Raw genomic sequence first — 12777 nt, forward strand, 5'->3', positions numbered from 1 at the left:
ATGACCGCTGAAATTCTTTTTGCCAGTCTGCGCATCGCGACGCCCGAGCTGATCCTTGCGGTCGGCGCTCTGGTGCTGCTCATGATTGGGGTCTTCTCCGGGGACAAGTCGACCAATACGGTTACGGGTCTCGCCGTAGCGCTTTTGGTCGTCGTCGGTCTGTGGATCATCTTTGCACCGGCGACGGGCGTTGCCTTCGGTGGCGTTTACGTCGCCGACGCCTTCGGCAACTTCATGAAAGTGCTGGCGCTCATCGGTGCCATCGTCGCCATGATCATGTCGGTCGGCCACAGCCGTGTGGAGCCCATCGGTCGTTTCGAATTCCCGGTATTGCTGGTTCTGGCAACACTCGGCATTCTCCTGATGATCTCGGCCAACAACCTGATCTCGCTTTACATGGCGCTGGAACTCCAGTCGCTGGCACTCTACGTCATCTGCGCCATCAACCGCGAAAGCCTGCGCTCGACGGAAGCCGGTCTGAAATATTTCGTTCTCGGCGCTCTGTCGTCGGGCATGCTGCTCTACGGCATGTCGCTGGTTTATGGCTTCACCGGCAACACCGGCTTTACCGAAATTGCAGCCGTTCTTTCGTCTGAGACGCGTTCGCTGGGCCTCGTTTTCGGTCTGGTCTTCGTGCTCGCCGGTTTGGCCTTCAAAATTTCCGCCGTTCCGTTCCACATGTGGACGCCGGATGTTTACGAAGGTGCACCAACCACAGTTACGGCATTCCTGGCCGCAGCTCCGAAGGTCGGCGCCATGGCCATCTTCGTTCGTATCGTCGTCGATGCGTTCCAGCCGGTCTTTGCCGATTGGCAGCAGATCGTGGTCTTCATCTCGATTGCCTCCATGCTGCTCGGTGCCTTCGCGGCCATCGGTCAGCGCAACATCAAGCGTCTGATGGCCTATTCGTCCATCAGCCACATGGGCTATGCACTTGTCGGTCTTGCCGCAGGTAGCCAGTCCGGCGTTGCGGGCGTGCTGCTTTACATGGCCGTCTACATGGGCATGACACTTGGTACCTTCGCCTGCATTCTCGCCATGCGTCGCAAGGATGTCGGCAATGTCGAAGACGTGGATGATCTTGCCGGTCTGGCCTCCACCAATCCTTTCATGGCCATCGTCATGACGATCATGATGTTCTCGCTGGCAGGCATTCCGCCACTGGCTGGCTTCTTCGGCAAGTATTACGTCTTCCTGGCTGCCATCGAAGCACATCTCTACCCGCTCGCCGTCATCGGCGTGATCGCTTCTGTCGTCGGCGCCTACTACTACCTGCGCATCGTCAAGGTCATGTGGTTCGATGAAGCCAAGGGTGGCTTCGAAAAGGCCGCTGGTGAACTTCGCATCGTTTACGCGCTGTCCGGCCTCTTCGTTCTCGGCTTCATCCTCTTCGGCGGTGTGCTGGGTAATGCGGTCACCGTCGCAGCAAAGACGTTCTTTTGAGCGATACGCGCATGAAAACGGGCCGGGTGTCAGTGGATGACTTCCGGCACGAAGCCTTGGCCGAGACGACATCGACCAATGTGGAATGCTTCGCCCGCGCACGGGCAGGCGATGGCGGCAATCTCTGGGTGACAGCCAACAGGCAGAGCGGTGGCCGTGGCCGCCGCGGCAGGCCTTGGGTGTCTGAGCCCGGCAATCTCTATGCCTCTCTTCTTCTGATCGATCCCGCATCCATGGAGCATATCGGCTCCCTGCCGCTGGCCTTTGCGCTGGCGGTTTATCGCGCTGTGGGGGCTTTGCTACCCGCCGGTGGCGCGCCGCTCGAAATCAAATGGCCGAACGATATTCTCATTGGACGCAAGAAGACTTGCGGTATTCTGATGGAAGCCGAAACTTTGCCCGATGGGCGCGCCGCGCTCGTCATTGGCATCGGCATCAACATCGCCCATATGCCCGACAATCCGGCTTACCCGGTGACACGTCTTGGCGAACACGGCGCAGCCTGCGGCCCCTACGAGCTTTTCGCTCACCTGTTTCGCGAAGTAGCTCATATTCTTCAGATGTGGAATCGCGGGCAGGGTGTTGCCGACGTCATGCGGCTGTGGCGCGCGGCGGCCTGCGGCATTGGCGAGCCGATCACCGTCAATTTGCCGGATCGTTCTATCCATGGGCGTTTTGCCGGAATTGATGATAAGGGTTTCCTGTTGCTGGAAGAAGATGGTGGTCCCACCCGCGCCATTGCCGCTGGCGACGTATTTTTCGGTTGAACTGCACGGTGCGTCAGCGCCGAGGTTCGACATCGTGATCTGGAGCATTCCTGCTGCTCGGTAAATGCAGGACGCCCGCTCGGCCCCGCATCGGCCGTACCGCCGCGTTTGATGAAAACGATGCTTTTCGCCTCACTCGCATGCGTCGTTAGACGTGGCGGGGCGAGGCATGATTGGACAAAAACAGTAATGACAACAAAAGACGAATTCGTATTCCTGCCTCTCGGTGGCGTTGGTGAAATCGGCATGAACCTGGCGCTCTATGGCTACGGCCCGGCGACCAAGCGTCAGTGGATCATGGTCGATTGCGGCGTGACCTTCGCGGGCCTCGATCTGCCTGGTATCGATCTCGTACTGCCGGATATCAGCTTCATTGAAGCGCAGCGCGGAAATCTCAAAGCCATCATCATCACCCACGCGCATGAAGACCATTACGGCGCGCTGAACGATCTGTGGCCAAGCCTCAAGGTTCCGGTCTATGCGTCCGGCTTTACCGCCGGCATGCTGGAAGCCAAGCGCAATTACGAAGGCACCCGCGCCGAAATCCCGATCACGCCATTCAAGGCGGGTGACCGCATCAATGTCGGCCCGTTCGAGATAGAGGCGATCGGCGTCAACCACTCGATCCCTGAACCCATGTCGCTCGTCATCCGCACTCCGCTCGGCAATGCCGTGCATACGGGCGACTGGAAGATCGACCACGCGCCATCGCTCGGACCCTTCACCGATGAAGCACGCTTCCGCGCTGTCGGTGAAGAGGGCGTGCTGGCGATGATGTGCGATAGCACCAATGCGCTTCGCGACGGCGTTTCGCCATCCGAAGAACAGGTGTCGGAAGGTCTGCGTCAGATCATCGAAAATGCCGAGGGACGCGTGGCGATCACCACCTTCTCGTCCAATGTCGGGCGTATCAGGTCCATCGCCCAGGCAGCCGAACGTGCAGGCCGCGAAGTGCTGTTGCTCGGCTCCTCGCTCAAGCGCGTCGTCAATGTCTCCCAGGATCTCGGCATCATGGAAGGCATCAAGCCGTTTCTGGCCGAAGACGAATTCGGCTACATTCCCCGCAACAAGGTCGTCGTCATCCTCACCGGCTCGCAGGGCGAATCGCGCGCAGCACTTGCAAAGCTCTCGCGTGATGAGATGCGCAACGTGGCGCTGGCGTCCGGTGATACCGTCGTCTTCTCGTCGCGCGCTATTCCGGGCAATGAAAAGGCCATTCAGGATATCAAGAACGGCCTGATCGAGCAGGGCGTTCACATCGTCACGGATAATGAGGCGCTGGTTCACGTCTCCGGCCATCCACGCCGCAACGAACTTTTGCAGATGTATGAGTGGGTGAAGCCACAAATTCTGGTGCCCGTGCACGGCGAAGCCGCGCATCTGGTGGCGCAGAAGGAATTGGCCGAAGAGGCCGGCATCGGGCAGGTTCCCAAGGTTCGCAACGGCAATATTCTGCGCCTGGCGCCAGGGCCTGCCGAGGTGATCGATGACGCGCCGCATGGCCGTATCTTCAAGGATGGCCGTCTGCTGGGCGATTTCGAGGAAATGGGCATAGGCGACCGCCGCAAGCTGTCCTTTGCGGGTCATGTCTCGATCAATGTTCTGCTCGACAGCCGTTTCGATTTTCAGGGCGATCCTGACGTCGTTGCCTTCGGCCTGCCGGAGTTCGATGACGAAGGCGAGGCAATGGAAGACACGCTCTATGACGCCGTGCTGGGTGCCGTCGAAAGCATTCCGCGTGCGCGCCGCAAGGATTTGAACATCGTTCGGGAGTCCATCCGCCGCGCTGTGCGCGCCACGGCCAATCAGGTCTGGGGCAAGAAGCCGATCGTGACTGTCTTCGTCACCAAGGTGTAAGCTGTCTCGGGAGGAGGGCGTTATGCTGGGTCGTATCAACCATATCGCGATTGCCGTGCCGGATCTGGCCGCGGCAGTCGCCACATACCGCGATACGCTGGGTGCCGCTGTTTCCCAGCCTCAGGCTTTGCCGGAACACGGCGTGACTGTCGTTTTCGTGGAACTTCCGAATACCAAGGTGGAACTGCTGGCGCCGCTGGGCGAAAACTCTCCCATTGCGGCCTTCCTCGAAAAGAACCCGTCCGGCGGCATGCACCACATCTGTTATGAGGTCACTGACATCATCGCCGCGCGTGATCGCCTCAAGGCCGATGGCGCGCGCGTGCTGGGCGAGGGGAAACCGAAGATCGGTGCGCATGGCAAACCGGTTCTGTTTCTCCACCCAAAAGATTTCTGTGGGACTTTGATTGAGCTTGAACAGGCGTGATGTAACACGGGCTTGATAGGCTATTTGGTTTCCCTCATTCCTGTGACGAGCAAAGGTGTGAGGAAGAGGCGCTTAAACGGGAGATTAGTGCATGCAGTGGCTTTCGACATTCGCCGTTTTTTTCATCGTCTGGTGGACGGTCCTGTTCATCGTGTTGCCGATTGGTCTTCGCACGCAGTCAGAGGATGGCGATGTAGCACTCGGAACCGTGGCCAGCGCACCGACCCGTTTCAAAGGTGGTCAGATCGTGCTGATGACGACGGTCATTTCCCTTGCTATTTGCGGCCTCTGGTACGTTGGCACTTGGTATTTTGGCTTCAGCATGGACGACCTGCCACGCATTATCCCCGTTTACGACTGATTTCCGTCATCCGGCTGTCATGAAGAGGCGGCATACCAGCGGAACTGCCAATCGTTGCTTATTGACAGACGCAGTTTCGCCTTAATGTATTTCGATAATTTTAGTGTCATTCAAAAAAGCCAAAAAAAAACAAGGCTTTTCAGCCTTGTTTTTTAGTTTCGCGTGATCTGTAACCGTTGCCGGGGCAGCGAATGAACGCGCCTAAGATCTCATCCTCCCAAGACTGACCGCGAAATCGGCATGAATTTAAACTTCCTGCCTGTTTTGTGAGCTGAAACTAGCCCATTGGTTCAGCATTGTCATCAGATTTTTTGCATTTTTGTTACAGTCGGCAAAAAATTCCTCTTGATGCGATATGTCGCACTATGTGGGCAAAATTATTCCTCCTGTAACCGTTCAGGGGCGAATGTAGTCTCATAAAATTGTCGCAAAACAGCCATGAAGGTAAATGGTCCTACGAAGATTGAGGGGTAAAAGCGTATTTTAGCTACCGCGATTACGCGGTGAAATGGAATCGCTGGAATGGCGCGTTACGCACAGGGCAGCGGGTTTCCTTCTGTTGAGGAAACCGCTATGTACGGCGCAATTATCCCGTTATTCCGGCGATTCCCAGATCAATCATGGGCTTCGTCACAAGATGGAAATGACTATGCGCCTTAGCCGTTACTTTTTGCCCATCCTCAAGGAAAATCCCAAGGAAGCGGAAATCGTCTCGCACCGCCTTATGCTGCGTGCAGGCATGGTCCGTCAGCAGAGCCAAGGCATTTACTCCTGGCTGCCGCTGGGCAAGCGCGTCTTGGACAAGGTCAACAAGATCGTCCGCGAAGAGCAGGACCGTTCCGGTGCCATCGAGCTTCTGATGCCGACGCTCCAGAGCGCGGACCTGTGGCAGGAAAGCGGTCGCTACGAAGACTACGGCAAGGAAATGCTGCGCATCAAGGACCGTCAGGACCGTGCGATGCTCTATGGACCGACCAATGAAGAGATGATCACCGACATCTTCCGGTCCTATGTGAAGTCCTACAAGACCCTGCCGCTGAACCTTTACCACATTCAGCTCAAGTTCCGTGACGAGGTTCGCCCCCGTTTCGGCACCATGCGCTCGCGCGAATTCCTGATGAAGGATGCCTATTCCTTCGATCTGACCAAGGAAGACGCGATCCACTCCTATAACAAGATGTTCACTGCTTACCTGCGCACCTTCTCGCGCCTCGGTCTGCGTGCCATTCCCATGCGCGCCGATACCGGCCCAATCGGTGGCAACCACAGCCATGAATTCATCATTCTGGCCGACACCGGCGAATCCGAAGTGTTCTGCCACAAGAGCTTCCTCGATCGCGGCATTCCATCAGACGATACCAACTTCGATGACGTCGATGGTCTCCAGGGCATCTTCAATGAGTGGACGACAGATTACGCCGCCACCTCCGAAATGCATGACGAAGCCGCTTTCAATGCAATCCCCGAAGGCGAACGCCTTTCGGCCCGCGGTATCGAAGTCGGTCACATCTTCTATTTCGGCACGAAATATTCCGAGCCAATGGGCGCGAAAGTTCAGGGTCCCGATGGCAAAGAACACCTTGTCCACATGGGTTCCTATGGCATTGGCCCCACACGCCTTGTTCCCGCCATCATTGAAGCATCGCATGACGAGAACGGAATCATCTGGCCAGAATCGGTTGCTCCTTTCGATGTCGTCATTATCAACATGAAGGCTGGCGATGCTGCCTGTGATGCCGCTTGCGAAAAGCTGTATTACTCGCTGAGCAATGCGGGCAAGGATGTTCTCTACGACGACACGGACGACCGCGCAGGCCAGAAATTCGCGACGGCGGACCTTATCGGTGTGCCGATGCAGATCATCGTCGGCCCGCGTAGCGTTGCTGCCGGTGAGGTCGAGGTCAAGAATCGCAAGACAGGCGCACGCGAAACCGTGACCATCGAAGCGGCAATGAACAGAGTGCTTGGCTGAAGAGCCGATAGGGAGACGACATGGCAAAAGCCGAGGCTGATAACGGTGCAGGCCCCTCCGTAAAGGACAAAGCCGCCCGACCATTTTCGGCCTTCGAGCGCATGGTGGCGTGGCGCTACCTGCGCTCGCGCCGCAAGGAAGCGTTCATTTCCGTCATCGCGGGGTTTTCCTTCGTTGGCATCATGCTGGGCGTCGCGACGCTGATCATTGTTATGGCGGTCATGAACGGTTTCCGCACGGAGCTGATTTCCCGCATTCTCGGCATCAATGGCCATATGATCGTCCAGCCCATCGACTCGCCGTTGAAGGACTATGACGATCTCGCCAAGAAATTTGCCGCCGTTCCCGGCGTTACTATGGCGCTGCCGCTGGTCGAGGGGCAGACGCTGGCCTCTGGTCGCGGCGGTGCGGGCAGTGGTGCGCTTGTGCGCGGCGTGCGCTCCGAAGACATCGAAAAGATCAAGGAAGTCTCCGGCAATATCAAGGTTGGCGATCTCGTCGGCTATATGTCGGGGCAGGGCGTTCTCGTCGGTTCGCGCCTTGCGTCTCAGCTCGGTGTGACCGCTGGCGACCAGATTACGCTGATATCACCGGAAGGTGACGTGACGCCGATGGGCGTCAACCCGCGCGTCAAATCCTATACGATCTCGGGCGTCTTCGAGATCGGTATGTCGGAATATGACGCGTCGATGATCTATATGCCGCTGTCAGAAGCGCAGCTTTATTTCAATGCCGAAGGCATCGTTCAATCCATTGAGCTCTTCGTCACCCACCCTGACAATGTCGATGGCATCAGGCCGTTGGTCGAGACGGCAGCTGGGCGACAGATTTATATCACCGACTGGCGACAACGAAACCAGACCTTCTTCTCCGCCCTTCAGGTGGAGCGCAACGTCATGTTTATGATCCTGACGCTGATCGTGCTGGTAGCCGCGCTCAACATCATTTCCGGCCTCATCATGCTGGTGAAGGACAAGGGCAGCGATATCGCCATTCTGCGCACCATGGGCGCAAGCTCCGGCTCCATCATGCGCATCTTCTTCATGACGGGTGCCGCCATTGGTATCGTTGGCACATTTGCGGGCGTGGGCCTTGGCGTTCTCGTCTGTCTCAATGTGGAATCGATCCGCCAGTTCTTCTCCTGGATTTCAGGCACCGTGTTGTTTGATCCGCAGCTTTACTTCCTCAGCCAGCTTCCGGCGGAAATGCAGCTGAGCGAAACGATGACCGTCGTCATCATGGCGCTGGGCCTGTCTTTCCTGGCAACGATCTTTCCGGCTTGGCGGGCTTCCAAGCTCGATCCTGTCCAGGCCCTGCGTTACGAATAAGGACCGCATCACACCATGGCACAGAAAACAGCGTTGCGGCTTAAGGGCGTGGAACGGACGTACGGGCAGGGCGAGCACAGCCTGTCCATTTTGAAGAACGCCGATCTCGAGCTGAAAAGCGGCGAGATCGTTGCTCTCGTGGCACCGTCCGGCACCGGCAAATCCACGCTGCTGCATCTGGCGGGCTTGTTGGAACACCCGGATGCTGGCGAAGTCTTCGTCAACGGAAGATCTTGTGGTGATCTCACCGACGAACAGCGCACTTTGATCCGTCGCAGCGACATCGGCTTCGTCTACCAGTTCCACCATTTGCTGCCGGAATTCACAGCGCTCGAAAACATCATGATGCCGCAGCTCATTTCGGGGTTGCCGCATTCCGAAGCCAAGGAGCGTGCCAGCGCGCTTCTCGATTACATGCGCATCGGCCATCGTGGCGATCATCGCCCGTCGGAACTGTCCGGTGGTGAGCAACAGCGTGTGGCCATCGCCCGCGCCGTTGCCAATGCGCCGCTTCTGCTTTTGGCGGATGAGCCCACCGGCAACCTCGATCCAGAGACGGCATCCTATGTCTTCGGCGCGCTGGAGGCACTCGTTCGTCAATCCGGCCTCGCAGCTCTGATCGCGACCCACAACCACGAGCTCGCAGGCCGCATGGACCGCCGCGTGACGCTCAGCGAAGGCAAGATCGTAGAGTTCTAATTCGCCACCGCCTTTGGGCGAGAGACGTTTCATAAGACCCCGCGCAACACCTGTTGCGCGGGGTTTTTCGTTTTGGACTCAAGCGCTTGCCCCGAATCGAGGACGGAACCGCCACGACTCTGCCTGCGTTGACAAGCTGAGAGTGACAAAAAAGCCGTTGACAACGAAACGAAATGAGAACAAAGTTAGAACATAACAAGTATGGAGAGACAAATGACCGACATCATCCGTGACATCGCAGCCTTCGCTTCCATCGCACTCTTCGTCACCAGCTTCTCGGTAATCCTCACTTCCATGTGATGCCTCATCGTCGTTTCAACCGGAAATGACGTGTAAATCAAACCAAAGGCGGTAGACTCTGCCTTCGGAAAAGCCGAAAATCTCGATGACTCAGAATGACGGGATTTGACGATATGGGCGAGATTTCAGTGACCAGCGAAACGGCTGGTAGCGGTGCACAGACACCCGGCTTCGTCCATCTGCGGGTCCATTCCGCTTACTCCCTGCTTGAGGGCGCATTGCCCTTGAAGAAGATCATGGCAAAGGCCGTCTCGGACGGCCAGCCAGCCATCGCCATCACCGATACCAACAATCTGTTCGTCGCGCTCGAGTTCTCCGAAAAGGCTCGAGATGAGGGCTTGCAGCCCATCATTGGCTGCCAGATTTCCATCGATATGCAGGATGCAACCGATGACAAGCGCGGGCATAACAACCTCGCCAAACTTCCTGCCGTCGTTGTGCTCGCCTCCAATGCCGTTGGTTATGAGCGTCTGGTCGATCTGATCAGCCGCGCCTATCTGGACGGCGAAGGCACGGGCCACTCCGTCAACGTGCCCAAGTCATGGCTGGACGAGGGCGATAACTCCGGCCTCATCGTTCTGACCGGCGCATCCGGCGGCCCAGTGGACATGGCGTTGAAGGCTGGCCACGCCACGCAGGCAACCAGACGGCTTTTGGCGTTGAAGGACTTGTTCGGCGACCGCCTCTATATCGAATTGCAGCGACAGGGTCATTTCGACCGGGCGCATGAACGGCGTATGATCGCACTCGCCTATGAGCACGACATTCCGCTGGTCGCCACCAATGAGGCGTTTTTCCCGTCACGTGACGACTACGATGCGCACGACGCGCTGATGGCGGTTGCCCACAATGCCATCGTTTCGGATGACACCCGCTTTCGCCTGACCCCGGATCATTATCTCAAGAGCCGTCAGGAGATGATGGCGCTCTTTGCGGATATTCCAGAGGCGCTGGACAACACCATCGAAATTGCGCAGCGCTGTTCCTATGTGCTGAAAAAGCGCGGGCCGATTCTTCCCCGCTTTACCGGCGCTAGCGAAGACCCGGAGGAGGCGGACCGTGCGGAAGGTGCGGAACTGCGCCGTCAGGCCGTCGAAGGTCTGGAGCAACGCCTTTCCGCACTCGGCATGGCGCCGGGATATACCGAGCAAGAATATCGCGACCGGCTGGATTTCGAGCTTGGCGTTATCGAGCGCATGAAATTCCCGGGCTACTTCCTCATCGTTGCCGACTTCATCAAATGGGCGAAAAACCAGGATATTCCTGTTGGTCCCGGTCGTGGTTCGGGTGCAGGCTCGCTCGTCGCCTATGCGCTGACCATCACCGATGTCGATCCGCTGCGTTTCTCGCTGCTGTTCGAGCGCTTCCTCAATCCCGAACGCGTGTCGATGCCCGACTTCGATATCGACTTCTGCCAAGACAGGCGTGAAGAGGTCATTCGCTACGTTCAGCAGAAATATGGGCGCGAACAGGTGGCGCAGATCATCACCTTTGGTTCCTTGCAGGCGCGCGCCGCCTTGCGTGACGTTGGCCGTGTGCTGGAAATGCCCTACGGCCAGGTGGACCGTATCTGCAAGCTGGTGCCCAACAATCCCGCCAACCCGACGCCCTTGTCCAAGGCGATCGAGGAAGAGCCGCGTTTTCAGGAAGAGGCCGACAAGGAACCCGTCGTTGCCCGCCTGCTGGATATCGCCCAGAAGATCGAAGGCCTCTATCGCCACGCATCCACGCACGCCGCCGGTATCGTGATCGGTGACCGGCCTCTGTCCAAGCTCGTGCCGATGTATCGCGATCCACGTTCCGATATGCCGGTCACCCAGTTCAACATGAAATGGGTGGAAAGCGCCGGTCTCGTCAAATTCGACTTTTTGGGTCTGAAAACACTCACAGTCTTGAAGGTCGCGGTGGATTTCGTTGCCAAACGCGGCGTTACCGTCGATCTGGCGGCGATTCCGCTGGAAGACGAAAAGACTTACGAGATGCTGGCGCGCGGCGAGACAATCGGGGTGTTCCAGGTGGAAAGCGCGGGCATGCGCAAGGCGCTGATCGGCATGCGCCCCGACTGCATCGAGGATATCATCGCACTGGTCGCGCTCTATCGTCCTGGCCCGATGGAAAACATCCCTGTTTACAATGCCCGCAAGCATGGCGAGGAAGAGATCGAGTCGATCCACCCGACCATCGATTATCTTCTCAAGGAAACGCAGGGCGTTATCGTCTATCAGGAACAGGTAATGCAGATTGCCCAGGTTCTCTCGGGCTATTCGCTCGGTGAAGCCGATCTTCTGCGCCGCGCCATGGGTAAGAAGATCAAGGAGGAGATGGACCAGCAGCGTGAGCGTTTCGTTGAAGGCGCGATGCGCAACGACGTCTCGAAGGCGCAGTCCAACACCATCTTCGACCTGTTGGCCAAGTTCGCGAACTACGGCTTCAACAAATCCCACGCCGCTGCCTACGCCATAGTCTCTTATCAGACGGCCTACATGAAGGCCCATTTCCCGGTCGAGTTTCTCGCGGCCTCCATGACGCTGGATATGGCCAACACCGAAAAGGTCAACGATTTCAGACAGGACGCTGGTCGCCTCGGCATCGAGATCGTTGCGCCCTCGGTGCAGACATCGCACCGGCGTTTCGAGCCGGGCGAAAACCGCATTTATTACTCGCTGGCTGCGCTGAAAGGCGTGGGCGAGGGTGCGGTCGATCATATCGTGGACGTGCGCGGCGACACACCGTTTACCAGCCTCGAAGACTTCTGCCTGCGGATCGATCCCAAACAGATCAACCGCCGCGTTTTGGAAAGCCTCGTCAACGCGGGTGCCTTCGATTGCTTTGGCAAGGACCGCGCCGAACTGATCGGCGGGCTGGATCGCATAATCGGTTATGCCCAACTTGCGCAGGGCCGCCGTCTCAGCGGTCAGCACGATATGTTCGGCTCAGGCAGTGCGAGCGGACCGGAGAAGCTGGTGCTACCCGCTTACCAACCGTGGCTTGCGTCGGAAAAACTGCTGCGTGAATATCAGGTTCTCGGCTTTTACCTGACGGCGCATCCGCTCGATACTTACCGCGCCGTGCTGGATAAGCTGCGCGTTCAAAACATTGCCGATTTTACAGCCGCGGTAAAGCAGGGCGCCACCGCAGGTCGTCTGGCGGGTACTGTTACTGGAAAGCAGGAGCGTAAAACCCGAACCGGCAACAAGATGGGTATCGTGACTTTCTCCGATGCATCCGGGCAGTATGAGGCCGTTCTGTTTTCGGAAGGTCTCGGCCAGTACCGCGACCTGCTGGAAGTGGGCAAGTCACTCGTCATCACCGTGCAGGCGGAAGAGCGTCCCGAAGGCATCGGCCTGCGCATCCAGACGGCTGAATCGCTGGAGCAGCGCTCAGTGCAGATGCAGAAGGCGCTTCGTGTCTATCTGCGCGATTCCGGGCCGATGAAGTCGCTTGCTCATCACCTGAACAAGGGTGACGGTTCGGTCTATTTCGTGCTGATCAAAGACGATGGGCAGCGCGAGATCGAACTCGAACTGCCCGGTAAATATCGTATATCGCCGGAAATCGGCGCGGCCTTCCGGTCTGCTGCCGGTGTCATCGATGTCGAGCTAATCTGATTCGATAACAACCGC

At 57.7% G+C, this 12777-nt stretch carries 9 protein-coding genes; all 9 read left to right on the top strand.

The features are described from left to right. The 9 genes from nuoN (at position 1) to dnaE (ending at position 12762) form a co-directional block, all read left to right on the top strand. A complete protein-coding gene (gene nuoN / locus HRR99_RS06170; RefSeq protein ID WP_045230682.1) occupies positions 1-1443 on the top strand; it encodes an NADH-quinone oxidoreductase subunit NuoN in 1443 nt (480 codons plus the stop codon). A gap of 11 nt (positions 1444-1454) precedes the next feature. Then, positions 1455-2210, top strand: a complete 756-nt coding sequence (locus HRR99_RS06175; protein WP_233123139.1) for a biotin--[acetyl-CoA-carboxylase] ligase — start codon at positions 1455-1457, stop codon at positions 2208-2210. A 189-nt stretch (positions 2211-2399) separates the two neighbouring features. Continuing rightward, the gene (locus tag HRR99_RS06180) at positions 2400-4067 is read left to right on the top strand and encodes a ribonuclease J (RefSeq protein ID WP_173996864.1); all 1668 of its coding nucleotides are present in this window, start codon (positions 2400-2402) and stop codon (positions 4065-4067) included. Positions 4068-4089: 22 nt separating this feature from the next. Further along, a complete protein-coding gene (gene mce, locus HRR99_RS06185) occupies positions 4090-4494 on the top strand; it encodes a methylmalonyl-CoA epimerase (protein WP_233123140.1) in 405 nt (134 codons plus the stop codon). Between the two features lie 91 nt (positions 4495-4585). Beyond that, the gene (locus HRR99_RS06190) at positions 4586-4855 is read left to right on the top strand and encodes a DUF1467 family protein (protein WP_233123141.1); all 270 of its coding nucleotides are present in this window, start codon (positions 4586-4588) and stop codon (positions 4853-4855) included. Positions 4856-5504: 649 nt separating this feature from the next. Beyond that, entirely contained in the window at positions 5505-6827 is a 1323-nt protein-coding gene (gene proS, locus HRR99_RS06195; protein ID WP_233123430.1) for a proline--tRNA ligase, read from the top strand. Between the two features lie 20 nt (positions 6828-6847). Then, positions 6848-8155 carry a lipoprotein-releasing ABC transporter permease subunit gene (locus HRR99_RS06200; RefSeq protein ID WP_233123142.1) on the top strand — a complete coding sequence of 436 codons (1308 nt, stop codon included), beginning with the start codon at positions 6848-6850 and terminating at the stop codon, positions 8153-8155. Between the two features lie 15 nt (positions 8156-8170). Next, the gene (locus tag HRR99_RS06205) at positions 8171-8854 is read left to right on the top strand and encodes an ABC transporter ATP-binding protein (RefSeq protein WP_045230676.1); all 684 of its coding nucleotides are present in this window, start codon (positions 8171-8173) and stop codon (positions 8852-8854) included. A gap of 413 nt (positions 8855-9267) precedes the next feature. Next, positions 9268-12762, top strand: coding sequence for a DNA polymerase III subunit alpha (gene dnaE, locus HRR99_RS06210; RefSeq protein WP_233123431.1), 3495 nt, complete (start codon positions 9268-9270; stop codon positions 12760-12762). Positions 12763-12777: the final 15 nt, after the last annotated feature.

The organism is Agrobacterium vaccinii (genome assembly GCF_021310995.1).
Lineage (GTDB): Bacteria > Pseudomonadota > Alphaproteobacteria > Rhizobiales > Rhizobiaceae > Agrobacterium > Agrobacterium vaccinii.

What these genes read in the sequence shown, in the direction of transcription:
- nuoN (WP_045230682.1), top strand. Translation starts at nt 1, where the DNA reads ATGACCGCTGAAATTCTTTTTGCCAGTCTGCGCATCGCGACGCCCGAG.
- HRR99_RS06175 (WP_233123139.1), top strand. Translation starts at nt 1,455, where the DNA reads ATGAAAACGGGCCGGGTGTCAGTGGATGACTTCCGGCACGAAGCCTTG.
- HRR99_RS06180 (WP_173996864.1), top strand. Translation starts at nt 2,400, where the DNA reads ATGACAACAAAAGACGAATTCGTATTCCTGCCTCTCGGTGGCGTTGGT.
- mce (WP_233123140.1), top strand. Translation starts at nt 4,090, where the DNA reads ATGCTGGGTCGTATCAACCATATCGCGATTGCCGTGCCGGATCTGGCC.
- HRR99_RS06190 (WP_233123141.1), top strand. Translation starts at nt 4,586, where the DNA reads ATGCAGTGGCTTTCGACATTCGCCGTTTTTTTCATCGTCTGGTGGACG.
- proS (WP_233123430.1), top strand. Translation starts at nt 5,505, where the DNA reads ATGCGCCTTAGCCGTTACTTTTTGCCCATCCTCAAGGAAAATCCCAAG.
- HRR99_RS06200 (WP_233123142.1), top strand. Translation starts at nt 6,848, where the DNA reads ATGGCAAAAGCCGAGGCTGATAACGGTGCAGGCCCCTCCGTAAAGGAC.
- HRR99_RS06205 (WP_045230676.1), top strand. Translation starts at nt 8,171, where the DNA reads ATGGCACAGAAAACAGCGTTGCGGCTTAAGGGCGTGGAACGGACGTAC.
- dnaE (WP_233123431.1), top strand. Translation starts at nt 9,268, where the DNA reads ATGGGCGAGATTTCAGTGACCAGCGAAACGGCTGGTAGCGGTGCACAG.